General features: G+C 73.6%; 22 protein-coding genes. 4 read left to right on the top strand and 18 right to left on the bottom strand.

Annotated features, from left to right (window positions below):
* Position 1: 1 nt before the first annotated feature.
* The 14 genes from ISU07_RS08100 to ISU07_RS08035 all read right to left on the bottom strand — a co-directional run bounded on the left by ISU07_RS08100 (position 2) and on the right by ISU07_RS08035 (position 13,496).
* Complete coding sequence (locus ISU07_RS08100; RefSeq protein WP_194706269.1) at positions 2–1,780, bottom strand: acetolactate synthase large subunit; 1,779 nt, start codon at positions 1,778–1,780, stop codon at positions 2–4.
* A gap of 220 nt (positions 1,781–2,000) precedes the next feature.
* Positions 2,001–2,654, bottom strand: a complete 654-nt coding sequence (locus tag ISU07_RS08095; RefSeq protein WP_194706268.1) for a VOC family protein — start codon at positions 2,652–2,654, stop codon at positions 2,001–2,003.
* On the bottom strand, positions 2,651–3,085 hold the full coding sequence (locus ISU07_RS08090; RefSeq protein WP_194706267.1) for a VOC family protein: 435 nt from the start codon (positions 3,083–3,085) through the stop codon (positions 2,651–2,653). The genes ISU07_RS08095 and ISU07_RS08090 overlap by 4 nt, the downstream gene beginning before the upstream one ends.
* Positions 3,085–3,747, bottom strand: a complete 663-nt coding sequence (locus ISU07_RS08085; RefSeq protein ID WP_194706266.1) for a 4a-hydroxytetrahydrobiopterin dehydratase — start codon at positions 3,745–3,747, stop codon at positions 3,085–3,087. Before ISU07_RS08085 ends, ISU07_RS08090 begins: the two co-directional genes overlap by 1 nt.
* 88 nt (positions 3,748–3,835) lie before the next feature.
* Positions 3,836–4,540: a GNAT family N-acetyltransferase gene (locus ISU07_RS08080; RefSeq protein WP_194706265.1), complete on the bottom strand. Its 705-nt coding sequence runs from the start codon at positions 4,538–4,540 to the stop codon at positions 3,836–3,838.
* Positions 4,537–5,712 (bottom strand): kynureninase, encoded by a 1,176-nt coding sequence (locus ISU07_RS08075; protein ID WP_194706264.1) that lies wholly within the window; start codon positions 5,710–5,712, stop codon positions 4,537–4,539. The genes ISU07_RS08080 and ISU07_RS08075 overlap by 4 nt, the downstream gene beginning before the upstream one ends.
* Positions 5,712–6,581: an amidohydrolase family protein gene (locus tag ISU07_RS08070; RefSeq protein ID WP_194706263.1), complete on the bottom strand. Its 870-nt coding sequence runs from the start codon at positions 6,579–6,581 to the stop codon at positions 5,712–5,714. Before ISU07_RS08070 ends, ISU07_RS08075 begins: the two co-directional genes overlap by 1 nt.
* 11 nt (positions 6,582–6,592) lie before the next feature.
* On the bottom strand, positions 6,593–7,555 hold the full coding sequence (locus ISU07_RS08065; RefSeq protein ID WP_194706262.1) for a hypothetical protein: 963 nt from the start codon (positions 7,553–7,555) through the stop codon (positions 6,593–6,595).
* A 29-nt stretch (positions 7,556–7,584) separates the two neighbouring features.
* Positions 7,585–8,622: a hypothetical protein gene (locus ISU07_RS08060; protein WP_194706261.1), complete on the bottom strand. Its 1,038-nt coding sequence runs from the start codon at positions 8,620–8,622 to the stop codon at positions 7,585–7,587.
* A complete protein-coding gene (locus ISU07_RS08055) occupies positions 8,619–9,008 on the bottom strand; it encodes a GNAT family N-acetyltransferase (protein ID WP_194706260.1) in 390 nt (129 codons plus the stop codon). The genes ISU07_RS08060 and ISU07_RS08055 overlap by 4 nt, the downstream gene beginning before the upstream one ends.
* A gap of 178 nt (positions 9,009–9,186) precedes the next feature.
* Positions 9,187–10,884, bottom strand: a complete 1,698-nt coding sequence (gene ilvD, locus ISU07_RS08050; RefSeq protein ID WP_194706259.1) for a dihydroxy-acid dehydratase — start codon at positions 10,882–10,884, stop codon at positions 9,187–9,189.
* A 199-nt stretch (positions 10,885–11,083) separates the two neighbouring features.
* On the bottom strand, positions 11,084–11,950 hold the full coding sequence (locus ISU07_RS08045; protein WP_194706258.1) for a phosphotransferase: 867 nt from the start codon (positions 11,948–11,950) through the stop codon (positions 11,084–11,086).
* 3 nt (positions 11,951–11,953) lie between these two features.
* The gene (locus ISU07_RS08040; RefSeq protein WP_194706257.1) at positions 11,954–12,418 is read right to left on the bottom strand and encodes an SRPBCC family protein; all 465 of its coding nucleotides are present in this window, start codon (positions 12,416–12,418) and stop codon (positions 11,954–11,956) included.
* Between the two features lie 10 nt (positions 12,419–12,428).
* Positions 12,429–13,496, bottom strand: a complete 1,068-nt coding sequence (locus ISU07_RS08035) for a WD40/YVTN/BNR-like repeat-containing protein (protein WP_194706418.1) — start codon at positions 13,494–13,496, stop codon at positions 12,429–12,431.
* Between the two features lie 309 nt (positions 13,497–13,805).
* Between ISU07_RS08035 and ISU07_RS08030 the strand changes: the two genes are divergently transcribed.
* The 4 genes from ISU07_RS08030 to ISU07_RS08015 all read left to right on the top strand — a co-directional run bounded on the left by ISU07_RS08030 (position 13,806) and on the right by ISU07_RS08015 (position 18,912).
* A complete protein-coding gene (locus ISU07_RS08030; protein WP_194706256.1) occupies positions 13,806–14,408 on the top strand; it encodes a hypothetical protein in 603 nt (200 codons plus the stop codon).
* An 85-nt stretch (positions 14,409–14,493) separates the two neighbouring features.
* Positions 14,494–15,351 carry an EamA family transporter gene (locus ISU07_RS08025; RefSeq protein WP_323742491.1) on the top strand — a complete coding sequence of 286 codons (858 nt, stop codon included), beginning with the start codon at positions 14,494–14,496 and terminating at the stop codon, positions 15,349–15,351.
* A gap of 26 nt (positions 15,352–15,377) precedes the next feature.
* Positions 15,378–16,319: an alpha/beta fold hydrolase gene (locus tag ISU07_RS08020; RefSeq protein WP_194706255.1), complete on the top strand. Its 942-nt coding sequence runs from the start codon at positions 15,378–15,380 to the stop codon at positions 16,317–16,319.
* Positions 16,320–16,407: 88 nt separating this feature from the next.
* Positions 16,408–18,912, top strand: a complete 2,505-nt coding sequence (locus ISU07_RS08015) for a M6 family metalloprotease domain-containing protein (RefSeq protein WP_194706254.1) — start codon at positions 16,408–16,410, stop codon at positions 18,910–18,912.
* 59 nt (positions 18,913–18,971) lie between these two features.
* Here ISU07_RS08015 and ISU07_RS08010 read toward each other — a convergent pair whose 3' ends face one another.
* Genes ISU07_RS08010 through ISU07_RS24435 form a run of 4 tightly spaced genes read right to left on the bottom strand, consistent with a single transcriptional unit; the run spans position 18,972 to position 23,348 of the window.
* The gene (locus ISU07_RS08010; protein ID WP_323742490.1) at positions 18,972–19,811 is read right to left on the bottom strand and encodes an ECF transporter S component; all 840 of its coding nucleotides are present in this window, start codon (positions 19,809–19,811) and stop codon (positions 18,972–18,974) included.
* Between the two features lie 50 nt (positions 19,812–19,861).
* Complete coding sequence (locus tag ISU07_RS08005; RefSeq protein ID WP_194706253.1) at positions 19,862–21,421, bottom strand: ABC transporter ATP-binding protein; 1,560 nt, start codon at positions 21,419–21,421, stop codon at positions 19,862–19,864.
* Positions 21,418–22,506, bottom strand: coding sequence for an energy-coupling factor transporter transmembrane component T (locus tag ISU07_RS08000; RefSeq protein WP_194706252.1), 1,089 nt, complete (start codon positions 22,504–22,506; stop codon positions 21,418–21,420). The genes ISU07_RS08005 and ISU07_RS08000 overlap by 4 nt, the downstream gene beginning before the upstream one ends.
* Positions 22,503–23,348 carry a hypothetical protein gene (locus ISU07_RS24435; protein WP_267238906.1) on the bottom strand — a complete coding sequence of 282 codons (846 nt, stop codon included), beginning with the start codon at positions 23,346–23,348 and terminating at the stop codon, positions 22,503–22,505. The genes ISU07_RS08000 and ISU07_RS24435 overlap by 4 nt, the downstream gene beginning before the upstream one ends.
* Position 23,349: the final 1 nt, after the last annotated feature.

The following is a 23,349-nucleotide window of genomic DNA, read 5'->3' as shown; positions in this document are numbered from 1 at the left end:
CCTAGAGATCATCCTTGTCGAACTCGGGGGCGAGGTCGCGGGCGTACTTGATGTCGTCGTTGCTGGTGCCGGCGGCGACCATCGGCCACACCATCGCGTCGCGGTGCACGCGGAAGTCCACCACGACCGGCTGGTCGTCGATGGCCATGGCCTTCTCGATGGTCGCGTCGACCTGGTCGGGCGACTCGCACGCGAGACCGACGCAGCCGTAGGCGTCCGCGAGCTTGACGAAGTCCGGGATCCGCTTGGAGTGGAGGTCGGTGTTGGAGTACCGCTCGTTGTAGAACAGCGTCTGCCACTGCCGCACCATGCCGAGCGACTCGTTGTTGATGATCGCGACCTTGATCGGGATGTCGTTGATCGCGCAGGTGGCCAGCTCCTGGTTGGTCATCTGGAAGCAGCCGTCGCCGTCGATCGACCAGACCGTCGCGTCCGGCCGGCCGACCTTGGCGCCCATCGCCGCCGGGACCGAGAACCCCATGGTGCCGAGACCGCCGGAGTTGATCCAGGTGCCCGGCTTCTCGTACCCCACGAAGTGCGCCGCCCACATCTGGTGCTGGCCGACGCCGGCGACGTAGATCGCGTCGGGACCGACGATCTGCCCGAGCCGCTCCAGGACGTACTGCGGCGCCAGGGTGCCGTCGTCGGGCTGGTCGTAGGCCAGCGGGTAGCGCTTCTTGATGTCGGCCAGGAAGTCGACCCAGGCCTCGTAGTCGCCGGTGTGGCCCGCGTCGGCGGCCGCCTTCAGCGCGACCACCAGGTCGGAGATCACCTCGCGGCAGTCGCCGACGATCGGCACGTCGGCGTGCCGGTTCTTGCCGATCTCCGCCGGGTCGATGTCGGCGTGGATAACCTTGGCGCCCGGCGCGAACGAGTCGAGGTTGCCGGTCACCCGGTCGTCGAACCGGGCGCCCAGGCTGATGATCAGGTCGCTGCGCTGGAGCCCGGCGACCGCGGCGACGGTGCCGTGCATGCCGGGCATGCCGAGGTGCTGCGGGTGGCTGTCGGGGAACGCCCCGCGCGCCATCAGCGTGGTCAGCACCGGCATGCCGGTCAGCTCGGCGAGCACCCGCAGCTCGCGGCTGGCGCCGGCCCGGATGACCCCGCCCCCGACGTACAGGACCGGACGGCGGGCCTCGAGGATCAGCCGCGCGGCCTCGCGGATCTGCTTGGCGTGCGGCTTGGTCACCGGTCGGTAGCCGGGGAGGGCGAGCTCCTCGGGCCACGCGAACGTCGTCTGCGCCTGGAGCGCGGACTTCGCGACATCGACGAGCACCGGGCCGGGCCGGCCGGTGGAGGCGATGTAGAAAGCCTCGGCGACCACGCGCGGGATCTCGTCGGGATCGGTGACCAGGAAGTTGTGCTTGGTGATCGGCATCGTGATGCCGCGGATGTCGGCCTCCTGGAAGGCGTCGGTGCCGATGGCGGCCGCGCCGACCTGGCCGGTGACCGCGACGATCGGGACGGAGTCCATGTGGGCGTCCGCGAGCGGCGTGACGAGGTTGGTCGCGCCCGGGCCCGAGGTCGCCATGCACACGCCGACGCGCCCGGTGGCGGCGGCGAAGCCCTGCGCCGCGTGCCCGGCGCCCTGCTCGTGCCGGACCAGGATGTGGCGGATGGTGGAGTCCATCAGCGGGTCGTACGCCGGGAGGATGGCGCCGCCGGGAATGCCGAAGATGTCGGTGGTGCCGGCCGCCTCCAGCGACTTGATCAAGCTCTGTGCACCGGTCACTCGGGCACCGGTGGCGGTACCGCTGACTGGGCTCCCCTGCTCGCTCATGTCCGTGGCTTCCTGTCTGGTGGTGCGGTTTCAGTACATGAAAAAACCCCTCGGCCGTCTCGGCAACGAGGGGTGACGCGAGGTCGGGACCGGTGGGTTCAGTCCTCGCGTCGGGTGCGTACGAGAGTGCGCATGCCACCACGCTAGCCGTCGGCGCGTGCGTCCGTCAGCCGAGTCTTCCATGCGTCCCAGGATGCGGGACGCGCGTCTCACGGTTGGGTCACTTCTTGTCGGCCGGCTGCCAGGTGCAGACGCAGGCCTTGTTGCCCTCGGGGTCGGCGACGACGGTGAACGACGGTGCGTGCGCGTCGCTGACGAGCGTGCCACCGGCGGCCAGCGCCGCCTCGATGCGACCCTTCGCCTGGTCGGGGGCGACGTGGACGTCGACGTGGAAGCGCTGGCGGTCGGCCTCCTGGGCGTCGGAGCCCTGGAACCACAGGGTCACACCGCGCCCGTCGGGGTCGGCGACCTCGTTGGGGTCCGACTCCCCGTCGTACCCGAGCACCGCGGCCCAGAACCTCACCGCAGCCGGCTTGTCGGCGGTGTCGAGGGCCCACTCGAGCTTCGTCAGCTTCTCGGGTGTGGGCGTGACGCCGAGGTCCCGGGCGATGCCGCTGATGGTGCGGGCCAGCCCCACGTCGCGCTCGGTGACGGCGCCGACGTCGTGGCTGAACAGGCTGACGTGCACGGTGGGCCAGGTCAGGGTGAGGTCGGGGTGGTGGTTGGCCTCCTCGGCGGCGGCGCCGATGCGGTTGACGAGCTCGAGGCCGGTCGCGAAGCCTCCGGTCTCGTACCTCGCCTCGATGCCGCGCACCAGCCACACCCAGTCGGTGAGCCCCTCCTCGGTGAACTGGGCGGGCTTGAGCGTGGTCATCGGGTCTCCTTCGGGTCGGGCAGGACGAGGCGGCCGATGTCGCCGGGGTTCCAGGCGACCTCCCAGCGGTAGCCCGCCGGGTCGGCGAAGTACCCGGTGTACCCACCCCACTCCCGCTCCTGCGGCGTCTCGACGTACGACGCGCCGGCCGCGCGCGCCTCCTCCAGGACGGCGTCGACCCGGCCGCGGTCGGGCAGGTTGTGGGCCAGGGTGATCGGGGCCAGGCCCGGCCCGCGGCGGATCTCGCCGACCTCGGCCTCGAACGCCGCCTGGGCCCACAGCGACAGGACGAGGTGCTCGCCGACCTGGATCATCACGACGTCGTCGGGCACGTCCATCACCGCCTCCCAGCCGAGGCCGTCGACGTAGAAGCGCCGGGCGGCCTCGAGGTCGGGGATCGCCAGGGAGATGAAGCTGACCCGCGGGTCCATCAGCTGCTCTCCCTCCCCTGCCAGGTGCAGACGCAGACCTTGTTGCCCTCGGGGTCGGCGAGCACCGTGAAGGCCGGTGCCCGGTCGGTGCTGACGATCGTGCCGCCGGCCGCGAGCGCCGCGTCGATGCGAGCCTGGGCCTGGTCCGGCGGGACCGTGACGTCGACGTGGAAGCGCTGGCGCCCCTCGTCGCGGGCGTCGGACTCCTGGAACCACAGCTCGACCTGGCGCCCGTCGGGATCCACCACGGCCTCGTGGCCCGCGACGTCGTACCCCAGGACAGCCGACCAGAACTCCGTGGCGGCCGGGGTGTCCGCCGTGTCGAGGCCGATCTCCACCCGGGTCAGCTTCTCGCGCGTCGGCGTGGCCCCGACGCCGGCGGCGATCTCGCTGATCCGCCTCGCCAGGGCGACGTCCCGGCTGGTCACCCCGCCGGCGTCGTGGCTGACGAGCCGGACGTGGACGTACGGCCAGGTGAGGGTCAGGTCGGGATGGTGGTCGGCCTCCTCGGCGGCCGCGCCGATCCGGTTGACGAGCTCGAGCCCGGCGGCGAAGCCGCCCGTGTCGTACCTCGCCTCGATCGCGCCGACCATCCACTCCCAGTCGGTCAGCCGCTCGTCGGCGACCTGCGTGCGGGTCAGGGTCGTGGTGTCGCGAGCCATCCCTCCACCCTGCCACGGGGTGCCGACAGCCCGACCGGCGGTGAGTGGGTGTCGGTTTCGTCGCGCGGAAACCGACACTCACACACCGCTACCCGGGGTTGCGCGTCAGGTCGGAGAGGGAGGTGAGCTGCCGGCCGGAGGCGTCGAAGTTGGCCGGGTCCAGCCACTGCTCGTGCGCGCCCCTGACTCGCGGCCACTCCGCGTCGGTGATGGAGAACCAGTCGGTGTCGCGGTTGCGGCCCTTGTAGACGACGGCGTTGCGGAAGCCGCCCTCGTAGGTGAAACCGAGCCGCGCCGCGGCCACCCGCGACGGCTCGTTGAGGGAGTCGCACTTCCACTCGTACCTGCGGTAGCCGAGGGCGTCGAAGACGTGGTGGGCGAGCAGGTACATCGCCTCGGTCGAGGCAGGCGTGCGCTGGAGCGTCCGCGCGAGGAGGATGCCGCCGACCTCGACGACGCCGTTCGGGGCGTCGACGCGCATCAGCGTGGCGATCCCCTCGGGGCCGCGGCCACGCGGGCTGATCGTGAACGTCACGTCGGTCGGGTGCGCCAGCTGGCCCTCGACGAACGCGTCCATGGCCGCGGGTGTCTGCGGCCGCTCGGCGGGGCGGTAGGTCCAGAGGGCGTCGTCGGCCTCCGAGCAGATCGCGGCGTACAGGTCGGCGCCGTGGGCGTGCTCCAGCCCGGACACCGTCACGTACCGACCCGTCAGCACCACCGGGACCGGCCGCGGCGCCGCCTCCCAGTCCAGCGGCTCCCCCACCGGCTGGCCGTGCTCGTTCACCGGGCTCACGCGAGCAGCTCCCGCACCGCGGCGATCCCGCGGTCCACCTCGTCGTACGACGTGGAGAGCGGCGACAGCCCGACCCGCAGGCCGCCGGGGTCGCGGTAGTCGGGGATCACGTCGCGCTCCCAGAGGGCGGCGACGACCCGCGCCATGTCCGGGTGGTGCAGGGTCACGTGCCCGCCGCGCTGCTCGGCCGAGCGTGGCGAGGCCACCGTGACGCCGTGCTCGGCCAGCTGCTCGTCGGCCAGCGCGATCGCGTGCTCGGTGAGCCCGACGGACTTCGCACGCACCGCGTCGATGCCCACCTCGTCGACCAGCGCGACCATGTCCGCGACGGCCAGCATCCCGACCACCGCCGGCGTGCCCGAGATGAAGCGGCGGATGCCGGCCGTCGGCGTGTACGTCGGGCCCATCAGGAACGGGTCCACGTTGCCCATCCAGCCCTGGATCGGCTGGGTCATCGAGTCGAGGTGCCGCTCCGCGACGTACACCCAGGCGGGCGAGCCCGGCCCGCCGTTGAGGTACTTGTAGGTGCAGCCGACCGCCAGGTCGACGCCGGCCTCGTCCAGCCGCACCGGCACCGAGCCGGCGGAGTGGCACTCGTCCCACAGGACGAGGGCGCCGGCGTCGTGCGCCACCCGGGTGATGGCCGGCATGTCGGCCAGCCAGGCCGAGCGATAGGCGACGTGCGAGGCGACCACCAGCGCCGTCCGCTCCGACACGGCGTCGGCCACCAGCTCGGCCGTCAGGCCGGCGGAGCGGTCGACCTCGACCCACCGCAGGGTCAGCCCGCACTCGCGGGCCACACCGTCCGCGACGTACCGGTCGGTCGGGAAGTTGTCGCGGTCGATCACGATCTCGGTGCGCCCGGGACGGGCGGCGACGGCCGCCCGCATCAGCTTGTAGAGCAGCACCGTCGTCGAGTCCGCGACCACCACCTGCCCCGGGCCCGCGCCCAGGCAGACGCGGCCGATCTCGTCGCCCAGGGTCAGCGGGAGGTCGAACCAGCGCTCGTCCCAGCCGCGGATCAGCCGGCCGCCCCACTCCTCGACCACGAAGTCGCGCAGCCGGTCGGCCGTCACCTTCAGCGGCCGGCCGAGCGAGTTGCCGTCGAAGTAGACGAGGTCGGTGTCCGCGCCGACGAAGCGGTCGCGGTAGGCCTCGAGCGGGTCCTCCATCACTCTCCCCCGGTCGTGGGCTCGGGTACGACGCGTGCCGAGGCCAGTCTCTCCACCAGCGGTCCCGGCGCGTCCGGCACCTCCGTGCTCCCGGCGGACACGGCCGCGGTCACCGTCACGAACGGCCACGGGTCGGTCAGCGCGAGAAGCACCGCGTCGTCGCCGAGTCCGGCGTCGAGCAGCAACCCGACCTCGCGCAGGTTCAGCGCCTCGGGCAGCGGGCCGTTGCCGAGGTCGGTGCCGTAGAGCACCCGTCCACCGGCCGCGTGGAACCGGGCCAGGTTGTCGACGGCCCGGTCCTGGTCGGCGCTCGGCGTGCCGTAGCCGTGGATGTCGAGCGTGCTCACCCAGGCCTGCCCGGCCTCGACGGCCTCGGCGACGACCTCGCCGTCCAGCCGGTGCGTCCAGGGCGTGTGGGCGAGCGCACCGACGTGGCCGGCCAGCGCGAGCTCGACCATGCCCGGGCCCTCCACGTGCGCGACGACCGGGAGGTCTGCCTCCGTGGCGGCGTCGACCACCGCCCGCAGGGTCGGTACGTCGGGCACCGGGCCGGCGTCGCGGTTGAGCGTGACCTTCACGACGCCGGCGCCGAGGGCGACCTGGTGCGCGACCGCGTCGGCGGCGTCGCGCGGCTCGGCCACCTCGCTGGTGCACCGCGGCGGCGCCCAGCGGCTCGCCGACGGGTAGCCGCCGGGCGCCGACACGAACCGGCCGGCGTACGCCGCCGGCACCGGTGCCGCCTCGACGAGAGCGAGGACGGCGTCGGACCAGCCGAGGTCGACGACGCGTCCGACGCCGGAGGCGGCCAGGCCCGAGGCGTCGATCAGCCCCAGGTGCACGTGGTGGTCGCAGAACGCGGGGTACCGCACAACCGGCAAACCTACTGGTAGCTGACGAACCGCACCGCGGGCCGGATCCGCCGCACCTGGGCGGGCGTGAAGCGGTGCACGTCCTCGTCGTAGAACAGCTTGAAGCCCATGGCGAACTGCTCCGGACGGGCGATGGTGTGGTACGTCGCCAGCTTCTGCGCCTGGGTGCCGAACCCGTCGGCGTGTTGCACCTCGGCCAGCCCGGGCCGGTCGGCGACGTGCTCGATCCCGCGGATCATCGTGGTGCGGAACTGGTGCAGCAGGAGGGGCTTCTCGGGCAGGTGCCTGCGCTCGACCAGCCCGGACAGCCAGTCCGAGACCCGGTTGACCTCCGCCGCGGTGACGCTGCCGATGACCCGCCCGGGCACCTGGCGCGGCCCCATCCGCCACTCCGGGTCGAGGGCCAGGCCGACCCACGGGTCCTCGAGCGCCCAGCGCCACCGCTTCACGACCGTCAGGAAGTCCGTGCGGCCGGGCTGGATGTCGAGCACCAGCAGGGCCTTGTTGCGGTGCGCGGCGTCGACGTACTCCTGCACGCGCTCCCGCGCGATGTCGTGGTTGAACGCTCCGTGCGGACCGGGGATCGGGTCGGCGACGGTGACGATCAGCTCGTAGACCGGCTGCACCCGCTCGCCCGGGAGCTTGAACGGCTGGGCGGCGCGCCACAGCCGGCGCTGCATCGCGTCCGGAGCGGTCTCGCCGAGCACGCCGAGCGCGCCCGTGCCCGCCGTGCCGTAGTAGGCGACGAGAAACCGGCGGTGCCCGAACACCTTCGTGCCGCCGCCGGGCAGCTCCGGCACCTCCGGCGCGAGGACGAGGGCGGCCGGCAACGGGGCGGCGACGGTCGTCGTGTCGGCCCGGACGAGCGTCGCCCGCCCGGTCGCGGGCGCCGGGGCGGCCGCTGGTCCGGTGGCCAGCGCGCCGGCACCGGCGGCCAGCAGCAGCGCCAGTCCGACCGTGGCCCCGTACCTCACGCGGTCACGCTAGGCGGACCCTCTGGGGGTCAGATCGAGGCGCGCCGGGCGACCACGGTCGGGCGACCCGTGCTGGTCCGCCGGACGACGACCAGGGCGCGCGTGGAGTGGGTCAGCGGGTCGAGGACGACCGGTCCGGCCTGCCCCTCGAGGGTCGCGCCGGCCAGCATCGTGGTCAGGTCCGCCCACGACCCGCCCCGCTCGGCGAGGAGGGCGGCGGCCTGGGCGACCAGGCGCCCGGCGTCGGTGGCCGTGGTGGCGGCGGACGCGGTGGTCGCCGAGTAGACCGCGCCGAACCGGCGGCTGAGCTCGCGCACGGCGTCCTCGTCGGGACCGACGAGCAGGATGGCGACGTCCCCACAGGTACGGCGCACGGCGCGGACGACGTCCCCGGCACGGTCCGTCGCGTGCACCGCCACGGTGCCGGCACCGGCCACCAGGGCGGCCAGGGCGGCCGCCTCCGCGCCGGTGTCGCCGGCGGGACCGGCCGCGCCGTCGTGGGTGGTGGCCGAGCCGGCCACCTCGCCGCCGGCGCCGCGGTGGCCCCGCGCGAGCGCGTCGACCACGTCGAACTCGGCCTCGGGTGCGGCGATGACCTGGAACAGCCTGGCCTCCAGGTGCCGGGCCGACCAGTCGCCGAGCTCGAAGGCCGCGTCCCAGCGCTGCTCGGACACGTGCACGACGCCGTCGAGCGGGTCGGGGACCTCGAGGCTGCCCGTGCTCACGGCGACCAGCGCCGCGCCGTACTGGCGGCACAGCGGACCGAGGCGGCGCAGCACCCGTGTCGGCAGGTCGGCGACGATGACGCGGACGCCGTCCTCGAGCATCCGGGCGGCGTCGACCGCTGCGCCGCGGTACGGCGCCTCGACGGTGACCGAGCGGACCAGCGGCCGGACCTCGGCGGACAGGTCCGGCGAGCCGGCGAGGCCGGCACGGACGCCATCGGCCAGGCGGCTGCCGGGCCCGGCGAGGACGCCGACGACGAGCCGGTCCTGCGGGCGGATGAGCGTGGCGACCACGCCTCGGTCGACCCGCGGCGGGTGGGTGACGGGGATGGAGGTCCTCACCAGGCGGGTTCCTGGTCGTTCACGTACCGCACCTCGCGGGAGCCGATGGCCGGGATCATCCGGAAGCCGAGGCGCAGGAAGTAGTCGCGGTGCGGGTCGTCCGCGGGACGGGTGATCGACAGGGGGCCACCCTGCTCGTGGGCGATGCCGACCCAGCGCAGCAGGGCGGCGGTGCCGGCGCCGCGGCCACGGTGGGCCGGCCGCACGAACAGGTCGACGACCGTCCAGCCGCCGGGGAGGCCCGCGATCGGGGCTACCAGGATGTGGCCGACGGAGAGGCCGTCGAGGTCGATGACCTCGTCGACGGCGCCGCGGTACCGGGACGCGGCGTCACCCACGGTGGTCGGACGGAAGGTGGCACGGGGAAGTACGGCTTCGATCGTCATGGGGGGCGCTCCGGGGGGAGATGTCGCGGCCTCGGGGGGCGAAGGCCGCTAGCGCGACGCTAGGCCTCCGCACGCGTGGATGGCCGCTGAACGCCGGACATTTGACTCGGATTGACCAGGTGGACTGGTTATCCAGACCAGCGTCCCTCCGCTCGTCATCCCACGCCTGGATCGTGCGTCAGCCGCACACCGCGCCGTGCGCCGCGGACTGCACGAGCTGCACGTACTTGCCAAGAACGCCGCGGGTGTAGACGGGCGGCAGCGGCGCCCATCCGACGCGGCGGTCCTCCCAGTCATCAGCACCGTCGGGGGTCGCAACATCAAGGGTCCGGTTCTTCACGTCGAGCGTGATCGCGTCGCCGTCGCGGACGAACGCGATGGGTCCACCGTCCACGGCCTCCGGCGCGATGTGCCCGACGCAGAGCCCCGTCGTACCGCCGGAGAACCGGCCGTCGGTCACCAGCAGCACGTCCTTGCCGAGACCCGCACCCTTGATGGCGCCGGTGATCGCCAGCATCTCGCGCATGCCCGGGCCACCCTTCGGACCCTCGTAGCGGATCACCACCACGTCGCCGTGCTGGATCTGGCCGGCGGCGAGCGCGTCGAGCGCCTGCCGCTCGCGGTCGAAGACCCGCGCGGTGCCGCGGAACACGTCGTCGTCGAAGCCGGCGCTCTTCACCACCGCGCCCTCCGGCGCGAGCGAGCCGGTGAGGATGGTGATGCCGCCGGTGCGGTGGATCGGCCGGTCCAGGCTCCGGATGACGTCGTCGTCCAGGTCGGGCGGGGTGAGGTCGGCGAGGTTCTCGGCCATCGTCTTGCCGGTCACGGTGAGCACGTCGCCGTGCATGAGCCCGGCGTCGAGCAGCGCCCGCATCACGACCGGGATGCCGCCGACCTTGTCGACGTCGTTCATCACGTAGCGGCCGAAGGGCTTGAGGTCACCGAGGTGCGGGACCTTGTCGCCGATCCGGTTGAAGTCGTCGAGCTGGAGGTCCACGTCGGCCTCGCGGGCGATCGCCAGCAGGTGGAGGACGGCGTTCGTCGAGCCGCCGAGGGCCATCACGACGGCGATGGCGTTCTCGAACGCCTCGCGCGTCATCACCTGCCGCGCGGTGATCCCCTGGCGCAGCATCTCCACGACGGCCTGGCCCGAGCGGTGGGCGAACCCGTCGCGGCGGCGGTCGACGGCCGGCGGCGCGGCCGACCCCGGCAGCGACATGCCGAGCGCCTCGCCGACGGCGGCCATGGTGTTGGCCGTGTACATGCCGCCGCACGCACCCTCGCCCGGGCAGATCGCCCGCTCGATGCGGTCGACCTCCTCGCGGGTGATCTTGCCGGCGAGACAGGCGCCCACGGCCTCGAAGGCGTCGATGATCGTCACGTCGCGGCCGTCGACCTGGCCGGGCATGATCGACCCGGCGTACAGGAAGACACTCGCGAGGTCGAGCCGCGCGGCCGCCATGAGCATGCCGGGCAGGGACTTGTCGCAGCCGGCGAGCAGCACGGAGCCGTCGAGCCGCTCGGCCATCATCACCGTCTCGACGGAGTCGGCGATCACCTCGCGGGAGACCAGCGAGAAGTGCATGCCCTCGTGGCCCATGGCGATGCCGTCGGAGACCGAGATGGTGCCGAACTCCAGCGGGTACCCGCCGGCCGCGTGCACGCCGTTCTTCACGGCCTTGGCCAGCCGGTCCAGCGACAGGTTGCAGGGCGTGATCTCGTTCCACGACGACGCGACCCCGATCTGCGGCTTGGCGAAGTCCTCGTCGCCCATCCCGACCGCCCGCAACATGCCGCGCGCCGCGGTCTTCTCCAGACCGTCGGTGACGTCGCGGGAGCGGGGCTTCATGTCGATCCCAGATGAGTTGTCGGGCATGCCGCGAGCCTAGTAGCGGGAGTCAGCGGTACGCCGGGGCGAGCGGCAGCGCGAGATCTGAACGCCCCTGGACCGAGCTTGCGAGGACCAGGATCAGGCGGGCAGGTTGAGGAGCGTCGACGCAGGGCCGAGCTTGCGAGGGACTGTGTGACGCGTCTCGAAACCCATCGACGAGCAGAGACGCGAGTCGGCCGTGGCCTCAACCGGGCGGGTCGACAAACACATCGTCGAGGAAGGCGTCGGCGCCGACGTACGGGATGCCCCGCGCCGCCTCCTCGCGGTAGGCGTCCATCGCGCGGTCGGCCGAGTCGTCGGGGATCCGCCACGAGCACCAGCAGGTCGGCCAGGGGACGGAGAGGTACGCCGCGTCCCACGCCGGGTGCCGCACCTCGGCCCACTCGAAGTCGATGAGCCGGCAGCCGTCGGCGAGGAGCATGTTGTTGTCCGGACAGGTGTCCGACGGGCTCAGCGCGTGGTGGTCCGGGTCGGCGAGCGACTCGGCGAGCACCCCCACGTCCGGCGGGTCGGGGATGGCGAGCTCCTCGGCGTTCGTGGCCCAGCCGCGGTTCGCGTCGTCGAGGCTGCCCTGGACGCCGAGGGTGAACCGGTCCGTGGGACCCCGGCCGGCGACGGAGGCCTCGGCCCGGGAAAAGGCCCGCCGGGTGGCCTCGCGGTCGGCGTGGGTGCGCGCGTGCAGGAGGCCGAGCGTCCGCGCCCACGCGACGAGCGCGTCGTCGGCCGCACGCGGGTCGTCGGCCAGCAGGTGCTGGGCGACGTCGGGGGCGGAGCCGAGGTCCTCCATCACGACCAGGGGCGGGTCCGGCGCCGTGGCCAGCAGCCGGGGCGCCACGCCGAGCTCGCCCGCGACGCCGAGGCCGACGGACTCCCGGGCCCACGAGGCGACGCTGCCCCCGCCGTAGCCCTTCACCACGTAGGTGTCCGCGCCGTCGGTGACCCGGTGCACGTTGGACCGGTCGCTGCCGCCGAGCCCACCGAGGTCGTGGACCGGACGGCCCAGCGCCGCGGAGGCCGCCGCGAGGGACGCCGCGACGGGGTCGACGGCCATCGGTCAGCGGGCCTGCTCGGCGACGGCCTTGAGCCGGGTCAGCCCCTTCTCGAAGTCCTTGCCGACCATCTTGTCCAGGGGCATCACCCGGCTGAGGAGCCCCATCAGGCCGACGTGCTCGCCGCGCATGGTCCAGGAGACCTCGGTGCCGGTCGTCGTGGGCGCCAGCTGGAGCCGCACCTGGTTGGTGGCGTTCCAGGGCCGGAGGAAGCGCAGCTCGATGTCGACCGCATCCGGAGCGAGGCCGGTGATCTCCATGCTCCCCTCGCCGGCCTTGCGGTTGCCCTTCCAGGCGTAGCGCGCGCCGACGCCCCGCTCGGGGCCGGAGTAGGAGCGCTGCATGGCCGGGTCGAGGTCCTCCCAGGGTGACCACGAGGACCACCGGTGGAAGTCGTCGACCAGGCCGTGGATCACCTCCGCGTTGGCGGCGATGCTGGTGCTGCGCGTGATGGTGAACGGGCGTCCCATGGGGGCCTGTCTACAGCGAAGCCGCGCGGACCACCATCACGTCGGGCAGGTCGGCGACGATCTGCCGCCAGGTCTCACCCGAGTCGGCCGAGGCCCAGACGGCGCCGTTGCGGGTGCCGACGTAGATGCCGGCGCTCTCGTGGTCGTCGGCGGTCATCGCGTCGCGCATCACCCCGACGAAGAACGCCTCCGGCAACCCCGCGCTCAGCTCCTCCCAGGTCTCCCCAGCGTCGCGCGAGCGCCACACCCGGGCCTTGCCCCCGGGCGGATAGCGCCCGGCGCCGCCGTCGAGCGGGAAGACGTAGACCGTGTCGGGCTCGTGCGGGTGGACGACGATGGGGAACCCGAAGTCGGCGGGCAGGCCGTCGGCGATGGACTTCCAGATCCCACCCTCGTCGTCGGAGCGGTAGACGCCGCCGTGGTTCTGGAGGTAGAGCCGCTCGGGCCGCGCCGGGTGCCGCGTCACCTTGTGGACGCACTGGCCGAAGTCGGGGTACTGCTGGCCCTCGGGCAGGAACTCCGCCCGGATGCCCTGGTTGCGGGCGTGCCACGAGGCACCGCCGTCCGTGGTCTGGTAGACCCCGCCGGTCGAGATGGCCGCGGTCACCGACCGCGGGTCCGTGGGGTGCGGCAGGATCGTGTGGAAGGCCTGGCCCCCGAACCCGGCGCCCCACTCGGGCCGCTCGGGGTGGTCCCACAGGGCCTGCTCGAGGGTGAACGTCTCGCCGCGGTCGGTGGAGCGCCAGACGGCGCCCGGCTCGGTGCCGGCGTACACGACTCCCTCCTCTGCGCCCGGGGTGAGCTGCCAGACGCGGGCCAACGTCTCCTCCGTGCCCTCGGGGAAGCGGATCGCGCCGTTCGGCGTCTCCTGCCAGCTCGCGCCGAGGTCGTCGGAACGCCACACCTGCGGCCCCAGCCAGCTGGAGCTGGCCCCCGTGAGCAGCCGCGGTCGCTCCCCGCGCTTGTCGACCAGGCAGGAGTAGACCTCCTCCATGTCGAAGTGGGGGCCGTCGAACTCCCACTCCTGGCGGGCCGCGTCGGACCTGCCGATCCACAGCCCCTTGCGGGTGCCCACCATGACGATCGTGCTGCTCGCTCCACCGTTGCCGGCCACCTGGATCTCCTCCCGTCGGACGGTTCTCGGAGGGTAGACCCGGCCACCGACGCCGATCCATCGGTGGCGGCCCGCTGCCGGGGAAAGAACCCGACCAGACCATCCCGGAGGGGCACGCCGTTCCGCCGCGGGACCGCGGCGGCGCCCCTAGCCTGAGCGCGACGAGGCGGTCCCACGGCAGCTTCTGCCGTCGCCCGGGTTTACCTCGCACGAACACGGGGTAGGGCCGGTGTACGGGGACCGTCACGGGGTCGTCATCAGAAAGGGCACACCATGGACCACCGTCGTTCCCGGGGGATGCTGCTTGCCGTCCCAGTCGCCGTCATCGGCCTCGTCGTCCTGGCACTCGCCGGACCGAGCGTCGCGGCGAGGGGCGGAAAGGTCCCGACGACCGCGACGGCCTCGGCCAGCGCGACCGTCAGCGGCAGCACCGCGAACCTGCAGACCCAGGTGAACCGCACGGCCTCCGACGTCACGAGCGTCACCTGCACCGTCGGCGGTGCCAACGCCGGCTGCGCGCTGGTGACCTCGACCCGCAGCGGCGCGACGTACGGCGCCACCGTCAGCGGTCTCGCCTCGGGCAGCTACACGTTCTCCGCGACGTACCAGCTGTCGGACGGCGGCTCCGCCCAGGCGAGCACGACGTTCTACGTCGCCGCCGCGGGCAGCACGACCGCGCAGCAGTCCGCGTGCGCCCGGGTCACCGGCGCCTTCTCCGGCGACCCGAACGCCAACTGGCAGTGCGACTACCCGGCCGGCGCCGGCAACGGTGTCCCGGACTCCGGCCTCCTCGCAGCCTGCAACGGCGTCGCCGTCTGGACCGTCAGCGGCGGCAGCAAGCGCAGCGGCTCGACCGTCTTCTTCGGCTGCGCCTGACCCTCGCGTGACCTGAGGGCCGGTCCCGTACCGCGGGACCGGCCCTCGCCACGTCCCGCGCCGACGACTCCCTAGGCTCGCCGACGTGACCCGCCGCCCGATCTCCCCGGTCTGGCTGGTGCTCGCGGGGATCGCCTCGGTGCAGCTCGGCGCGGCCGTCGCCAAGCACCTGTTCGGCCAGGTCGAGCCGACGGCGATGGTCTGGCTGCGGCTGGCGACCAGCTCGGTGGTGTTGCTCGCGTGGGCCCGACCGGCACTCCGCGGCCGCAGCCGCGCCGACTGGCTGACGGTGGTGGCCTTCGGCGTGACGCTGGGAGCGATGAACTGGTCGATCTACCAGGCGTTCGCACGGATCCCGCTGGGGCTGGCGGTGACGTTCGAGTTCGCCGGACCGCTCGTGCTCGCCGTGGTCATGTCGCGACGCGCCCGCGACCTGGCGTGGGTCGGGCTGGCGGCCGTCGGCGTCGCCCTCTTGGGCCTCGAGAAGACCGAGCTGGACCTGGCGGGCGTGGCCTTCGCGCTGGCCGCGGGTGGCGCCTGGGCGGCGTACATCCTGCTCAGCGCCCAGACCGGGCGCCGCTGGGCCGGGCTCGACGGCCTGGCGATGGCCAGCGTGGTGGCCACCGTGATGCTGACGCCCGCCGCGGTCCCGTCCGGCGGCAGCGACCTGGTCGACCCGCAGATCCTGCTGCTCGGGGCCGCGGTCGGGCTGCTCAGCTCGGTCGTCCCGTACTCCGCCGAGCTGATGGCACTGCGCACCATCAGGCCGGATGTCTTCAGCATCCTGATGAGCCTGGAGCCGGCCGCCGCCGCGCTGGCCGGGATCGTGGTGCTCCAGGAGTTCCTGACGCCCGTGCAGTGGGTCGCCGTGGGCGCGGTGATGGTGGCCAGTGTCGGCGCCACGCGAGGCACCGACACGCTCGGCGAGCCCGCGCCGGACTGAGCCCCGCGGCGCGGACAATCGGCCGCATGACCACACCCACCCCGGACTCGGCCGCGCGAGGAACCAGCACCAGGCCCGCGGAGTCGGTGGTGGGGTTCCACCACATCCTCAGCGACGACGGGACCCGCCTGCGCGCCTGGACCAACGACCCGACGGGCCGGATCGACGGCCCGACGGTCGTGCTGTGCAACGGCCTCGGCACCAGCCCCTGGACCTGGCCCGCCCTGCTGCACGCCGACTGCGGCGTCCGGGTCGTCTCCTGGAACCACCGCGGCACCGGCGGCTCGGACCGGCCCGGCGACCCCGGACGCGTGGGCATCGAGGAGTTCGTCGAGGACGCCCTGTCGGTGATGGACCACTTCGGCGTCGACCGGGCGGTCCTGATGGGCTGGTCGATGGGCGTCAACACCGCCTTCGAGATGGCCCTGCGGCACCCCGAGCGCGTCAGCGGCATCTTCGGCGTGGCCGGCGTCCCGGGTGACACCTTCGCGACCATGCTCGGCCCGCTGCGCCTGCCCCACGCCCTCGCGCGCGGCATCACCGTCGGCCTCTCGCGGGTGCTCCGGGCCACCGGCCGCGTCCTCAGCCCCGTCACCACCCGGCTCCCGGTGGGCGGCCGCGCGATCGCGGTGCTGACCCACTCGGGGTTCATGCTGCCGACGCCCGACAACGACCTCACGGCGCGCGCGGTCCGCGAGTTCCTGTCGATCCCCGTCGAGTGGTACTTCCACCTCGCCCTGCGCACCTCCGAGCACGCCCGCGTCTCGCTCAGCCGCGTCACCGTGCCCGTGATGCTGGTCGCGGCGACGTACGACGTGCTGGCCGGGGCGCGCGACATGCGCTCGGCCGCCGACCGCCTCGAGGACGCGACGTACGTCGAGCTGCGCGCCAGCCACTTCGTGCAGATGGAGCGGCCCGACGAGGTCCACAGCCTGCTCCTCGGGTTCCTGGAGGAGCTCGCGGGTTAGGTCCGGGCGCGGCGGGGTAGGACGTCAGCACGTCCGGCCGTCGCACCGTCGCGGCCGGTCACTCTTGTCTCTTCTCGAGGGGGAACACATGCATCGCAGCACCCTGCGTGGTCTCGGGGGCGCCCTGGCCGGGGGCCTGGCCCTCGGGGTCACCGCCGGCGGCACCGCGGCCCTCCCGGCGGCGAGCGGCACGAGCGCCTCGGCACCCGCGGTCGTGCAGGTCTCCACGGACACGCCGCTGAGCGCGCTGCCGAGCACGGCCGCGCCGCGCAACCCGGGCGTGCCGGTCGACCCCTTCCCGCACCGGGTCACCCAGCCCGACGGCACCGTCGTCACCGTCCGCGCGTGGGGCGACTCGCAGACCGGCGGCTACCAGACGAGGGGCGGGTACGCCGTCACCAAGGACGCCGCCGGCGTCTGGCGGTACGTCGTCCGGGTCGGCCCCACCGGCCGCGCCGTGGCCTCCTCGCTCGAGGTGGGCAAGGCGTCGCCTCCTGCGGCCGCTCGCGGCGTCCGCCGCCAGGTCGTCGCCCGCACGGCGACCCCGGCGCTCGTCGAGCGGTCGCCCGGCACCGGCACCGGCACGCAGCCCGGCCTGGTGATCCTGGTGTCCTTCGCCGACCAGCCGAGCCTGGGCACCACCGAGGACCAGTGGTCACAGGCGTTCTTCGGACCCTCCGGCGTGTCCGGCTACTACACCCAGAACAGCTTCGGGAAGCTGGCGCTCACGCCGGCCGCCGAGTCCGGCGGCGTCGCGAACAACGGCGTGGTCGGCTGGCTCCAGCTGCCCTACGACCACCCGGACTTCAAGGACGACTTCAGCAACCCGGCTGAGGTCAAGCTCGCCGTCGACGCCATCAAGGCCGCGAACCCCTACGTCGACTACGGGTCCTTCGACGGCGACCACAACGGCGTGCTCAGCCCCTCCGAGCTGCACGTCACGGTCATCGTGGCCGGGTACGAGACGTCGTACGGCGGCGACCTCGACACCTGCGGCAACAGCGTGTGGGGACACCAAGGAGGCCTCTACGCCGCGGCCCCGCGCGTCGACGGGACCGTCGTCAACCGCGCCGGCGGCACGATGTTCGGCGAGTACATGTGCGCCGGCTTCGACTCCCCCGGCCACATGTCGACGATGGGGATCATGGCCCACGAGATGGGCCACGACCTCGGCTTCCCCGACCTCTACGACATCGACTACAGCAGCGCGGGCATCTCGCGGTGGAGCCTGATGTCCGGCGGGAGCTGGAACTACGTCGGCACTGCCGCCCACGGCACGACGCCGGCCGGCCTGGACGCGTTCTCCAAGTCCTACCAGGGCTGGATCACGCCCGTTCCGATCGAGGGCCAGGTGGACAACGCCCCCTTGCCGGCGTCGGCGACCAGCCCCACGGCGTACCGGCTCCTCGCCAACCCGAAGGGCGTGGACTGGAAGTTCGAGTCCCACAAGGGCACCGGCGAGTACTACCTGGTCGAGAACCGCCAGCTCGTGGGGTACGACGCGGGGCTGCCGGCGTGCGGCGTGATCGTCTACCACGTGGACGAGAGCGTGCGGCGCTCGAACAAGGCCAACGCCGACGACGTGCACCGGCTGCTCGACGTGGTCGAGGCCGACGGCAGCACGAGCATGGACACCTACCCCTACCCCGGCGGTCCCGGTGACGTGTTCCCCGGCTCGAGTGGCCACGTCGACTTCAACGACGGGACCTCGCCGTCCGCCGTGCTCTACTCGGGCGCGCCGTCGGGCGTCGGGATGCACGTCAACGGCGGCTGCGCGGACCCGCAGAGCGCCAACTTCTTCGTGCCGCTGGCCAACGACGCGTTCGGCTCGGCGACCCCCCTCGCGGCGCCGCGCGGTCAGGTGACCGGTGGCAACAACGGCGCGACCAAGGAGACCGGCGAGCCGGCCGTCGCGGGCAACGCCGGCGGCGCTTCGGTGTGGTGGTCGTTCACCGCCCCGGCCACGGGCGCCCTGCGGCTCTCCACGTCCGGGTCGACGTTCGACACGCTGCTCGGCGTCTACCGGGGCTCGTCGGTCGCGGCGGCGACGGAGGTCGCCGGCAACGACAACGCCTCACCCACCGACCCCACCAGCGCGCTGGTCGCGACCGTGAGGCGCGGGGTGACGTACCGGATCGCCGTCGACGGCCTCAACGCAGGTGCAGGCGCGAGCCAGGGCGCGGTGTCGCTGGGCTACACCTACGCCCCGGCGAACGACGACCTGAAAGGCGCGACGAGCCTGTCCGGCAAGCACGGCAGGCAGGGCAGCTCCACCGTCGGCGCGAGCAAGGAGCGCAAGGAGCCCAGGAAGATCGCGGGCCAGCGGTCCGGACGGACGGTCTGGTACGAGTACCGCGCCCATCGGGCCGGCCGGCTGACCGTCGACCTGTCCGGCTCGAAGTTCGACACCCTGCTCGGCGTCTACACCGGCTCGCGGATGAAGAAGCTGCACCTGGTCACCGCCGATGACAACCACGGCAGGGGCAGGAGCAGCCGGGTGACCGTCGCGGTCCAGAAGGGCCAGACGTACCGGATCGCGGTCGCCGGCGTGAAGACCGCCGTCGGCAGCTTCCGGATCAGCTGGCACCTGTAGCGGTCGTCAGGGTGGTCATGGCGGGCGAGCCGGGCGGCCCGTGTCGAGACCCCGCAAGCTCACCGGGTCTCGACACGCTCGGCCGTGGCCGGCCTCACGGCTCGACCAGCATCGAGCACCACGGCCCGGCGGCTCGCACGACGCAACGTGGTGAGGACCGCCGGGCCGAGCGCTGCGATGGCCACGGCGGTGGTGATCGCCCGGCCGGTGTCGAAGCTGCCCGTCGAGGTGAGCAGCGTGTAGACCGCGAACCGGTGGAGGTTCTCGACCAGCGGAGCGCCGGCCACGAAGTCCAGGGAGCCCTCGTGGCCGGGGATGGCGATGCCGAGCACGAACGGCCAGCCGGAGAGGTTCATCAGCAGGCCGAAGAGGTACGCCGCCACCACGCCGTACGCCGCCAGCATCACGATCTCGGCCCGCCCGGTGACCCGCCGCGGCAGGAACCCCGCGCCCATGCCGACCCAGGCGGAGACGAGCATCTGGTACGGCAGCCACGGCCCGACTCCGGCGGTGACCAGCGCCGAGGCGAACAGCGACGTGCAGCCCAGCACGAACCCGAACCCCGGCCCGAACACCCGCCCGCCGAGGATCAGCAGGAAGAAGACCAGCTCCACGCCGGCCGTGCCCGCCGACAGGCCGCGGAGCACGGCGTTGCACGCGCTCAGCACGCCGAGGATCGCCAGCACGCGCGGGTCCAGCCCGCCTTCGGACACCTCGGCCAGCACCACCGCGATCACCAGCGGCAGCAGCGCCAGGAACAGGAACGGCGGGCTCAGCCGCTCCCCCTCGGGCACCCGGACCAGCAGCGGCCAGCACAGCATCACCAGCCCCGCGACCGACGCGACGCCGAGGACCGCGGCCGACCGGCGGGTCAGCGGGATGCTGGCGTTTGGTCCCAAACGCCAGGATCTCCGGCTGGGGTGGTGGCGTTTCTGCCCAACGGCGGTGTTCACAGGCGCGCGACCACCTCGTCGACGCGCAGCCACGGGGCGCCGAGCACCTTGGTGACCTGGGGCGCGAAGGCGGGCGACTCGGCGACGACCCGGCGTACCGGACCGGACGAGACGACCTCGCCCTCGGCGAGCACGACGACGTGGTCGGCGACCTGGGCCACGAACTCGACGTCGTGGGTGGCGATGAGGACGGCGCGCCCGTCGGCGGCCATCGAGCGGAGCGTCACCGCGAGCGCGTGCTTGGCGGCGTAGTCCAGGCCCCGGGTCGGCTCGTCGAGCAGGAGGACCGGCGGTGCGCCGGCGAGCACGACGGTCAGCGCCAGCGCGAGGCGCTGGCCCTCGGAGAGGTCGCGCGGGTGGGTGTCGCCGTCGATGCCCGGCACGAGGCGGGCCAGGTCGGCGGGCGTCGCGCCGCTGGCGGTGAGCTCCTGGTCGACGGTCTCGAGGTACAGCAGGTCGGCAGCGTTCTGGGGAACCAGGCCGACCGTCGTACGGCGCGCCTCGTCGTCGAGGGACGCCGGGTCGCGGCCGTCGACGCTCACCGTCCCGCCACGGCGCCGGCCGGACCCCTGCAGCGCCCAGAGCAGCGTCGACTTCCCCGAGCCGTTGCGGCCCATCAGCGCGGTGACCGTGCCCGGGCGCAGCGCCAGGGAGACGTCGTGCACGGCGAGCTTGGAGCCGTGGGTGACGGTGACGGCCCGCGCCTCGAGGCCGCCGGTGGCCGGCGGCTCGGCGGCGTCGGTGGGAGGTACGCCGAGCCGGTCGCGCAGGCCGTTGGCCAGGCGGCGCGCGTCCCGGACCGTGAGCGGGAGCGGCTGCCAGCCGGCGGCGCGGCCGAGCTCGACCAGCGGAGGGGCTACGGGCGAGTCGGCGAGCAGGTCGGCGGGCGACCCGGTCCGCAGCGCGCCGTCCCCGGACATCACGACGAGCGTGTCCGCGAACGGCACGACCCGTTCCAGCCGGTGCTCGGCCAGCACCACCGACACGCCGAGGTCGTGCACCAGCCGGGTCAGCGTGGCCAGCACGTCCTCGGCGGCGGTGGGGTCGAGGGCCGAGGTCGGCTCGTCCAGGACCAGGATCCGCGGGTGCATGGTCAGCACCGACCCGAGCGCGACGCGCTGCTGCTCTCCCCCGCTCAGCCGGCGCAGGTCGCGCGAGCGCAGGTCGGCGATCCCCAGCAGGTCGAGGGTCTCCTCGACGCGCCGGCGCATGGTGTCGGCCGGCAGGCCGAGCTGCTCCATCCCGTAGGCCAGCTCCTCCTCGACGGTGTCGGTGACGAAGCCGGCGGCCGGGTCCTGGCCGACGTACCCGATGTGGTGCGCCCGCTCCCGCGGCGGCGTCCGCACGATGCTGGACCCGTCCAGGAGCACGTCGCCGGTGAGGACGCCGCCGGAGAACCGCGGCACCAGGCCGGTGAGCACCCCCAGGAGCGTGGACTTGCCCGAACCGGTCCGGCCGGTGACCAGCACCAGCTCGCCCTCGCCGACGGCCAGGTTGACGCCGTCGAGGACACGACGCTCGCCGTAGGCCATGCCGATGTCGCGCAGCTCGATCATGCGGCCACCACCGCGGGTTCGGCGGGGGCGGGTGACGCCAGCCCGCCCACGACCGCCAGGCCGACGGCGACCAGGTGGGTCAGCGAGAGGGCGGGCCAGGCCGTGAGGGACGGGTACGCCGCCAGCACCTCCTCGTGGCTCGCCACCACCGCGAGGGTGGCGGCCGCGACGCCGCTGCCGAGCACCAGCCACTCGGGCAGCAGCCACGGGTCGGGCCGGTAGCGGCTGCGACCCACGCGACCTCCGGCCCCGACCAGGCCGAGGAACGCGGCCACCACGCCGACGCCGACCATGGGCAGGGCGAGGAAGCGGGGTGCGGTGCGGTCGAGCACGGCGTACGTGCCGACGCACAGGCCGCAGAGCCCGACCAGCATCAGCGCGCCGGTGAGGCGACGACGTCCGGCGGTCAGGCCGGCCGTCCGACCGTACCCGCGGGTGTCCATGCCCGCGGCGAGGGCCAGGGAGCGCTCGAGCGCGTCCTCGAGGACCGGGACGAGCAGCCGGCGCAGCCGAGCGACACGTCGGGTGTCGCCGCCTCGCAGCCGCTGGGCGGACCGGACCCGGCGCAGGCTGTCGGCGAGCTGGGGCAGCACGGTGACGGCCACGACGAGGGCGGTGCCCACCTCGTACAGCGCGGCCGGCATCGACCGCAGCAGCCGCTTCGGGTTGGCCAGGCTGTTGGCCGCGCCGACGCAGAGCACGATGGTGCCGAGCCGCAGCCCGTCGTAGACAGCGAACAGCAGCGACTCGCGCGTCAGCGGTCCGAGCAGGTGGAGGCCGAGCGCCCAGTGCGGCAGCGGTACCTCGGGCAGGTCGACGAGGACGGTCCCGAAGTCCCCGCCCCCGAACAGGACCCGGAACAGCACCCGGACGACGACGATGACCGCGGCCAGCACGGCGTACAGCCGGAACGACCGCGCCCAGGGCTGGTCCCCGCGCCGCGCCGCGACGACCAGCGCGCAGGTCGCCACGACGAGCAGGAGCACCCAGGGGTTGGTGGTGAACGACGCGACGACGGCCAGGCCGATCGCCCAGCACCACCAGGCGACCGGGTGCAGGTCGCGCGGCAGCCAGGTGGTCGTCACGACCGCCGCCGTACGACGGCCACCGCGCCCGCGGCCGCGAGCATGACGGCGACGAGGACGGGTGGCACCCAGCCGGGCAGCCCACCCCCGTCGTCGGAGGTGCCGCCAGTGCCGTCCGCGGCCGGCGGGTCGCTCGGGGTCGCCGACGGGCTCGGTGTCGGGGTCGGTGTCGGGGTCGCCGTCCCGGACGGCTCCGACGTCCTCGTGGCCGACGGCTTCGTCGTCGGCTTCCTGGTCGGCTTCGTGGACGGCGTCCCGGTCGGCGCCGCGGTCCCGGTGGGAGTGACCGACGCGGAGGTCGGGCTCGCCGTCGGGGTGGGCGTCGGCTTCTTGGTGGGAGTCGGCGTGGGGGTGGGCGTCGGGTGCACGGTGGGGCTGGCCGCTGGTGCGACGCTGGCGGCCGAGCCGTCCCAGACCATCGCGACGTACCCACCCGCGGGCACGGAGAGCGACCCCGCGCCGAGCGAGGAGTAGGTCCACTTCCCGGTGGTGCCGTCGGACCACCAGAGGCCCCAGTACGCGTCGGAGGGTGGGGTGTTCACGCACGGGTCGTCGGCGGGCAGTCCGTCGATGCGGCAGACGAAGCCCGGGAACCGCTGCACGAAGTCGAGCGCGTACCCCGCGTCACGGAGCAGCCGGTCGGCGGTGTGGCCGCCGCCGTCGGCGACACACGACTGGGCGCTGCCGCGGCCGAGCTGCTTGAACTCGACGACGACGGTGACGCCCGACGTACCCGGACAGGCGGAGGCGGCCGCCGGGCCGGACGAGAGCGGTCCGACGGGCGGCGCGGCGCCCCACAAGAGGGGGGGCGCGGCGGCCCGTCGGAGCCGCGTGAGGTGCACG

The organism is Nocardioides islandensis, from assembly GCF_015352455.1.
GTDB classification, from domain to species: domain Bacteria; phylum Actinomycetota; class Actinomycetes; order Propionibacteriales; family Nocardioidaceae; genus Nocardioides; species Nocardioides islandensis.
Note: the sequence above shows the minus strand (reverse complement) of the source record. Positions and strands in the feature narration are given on the sequence as shown.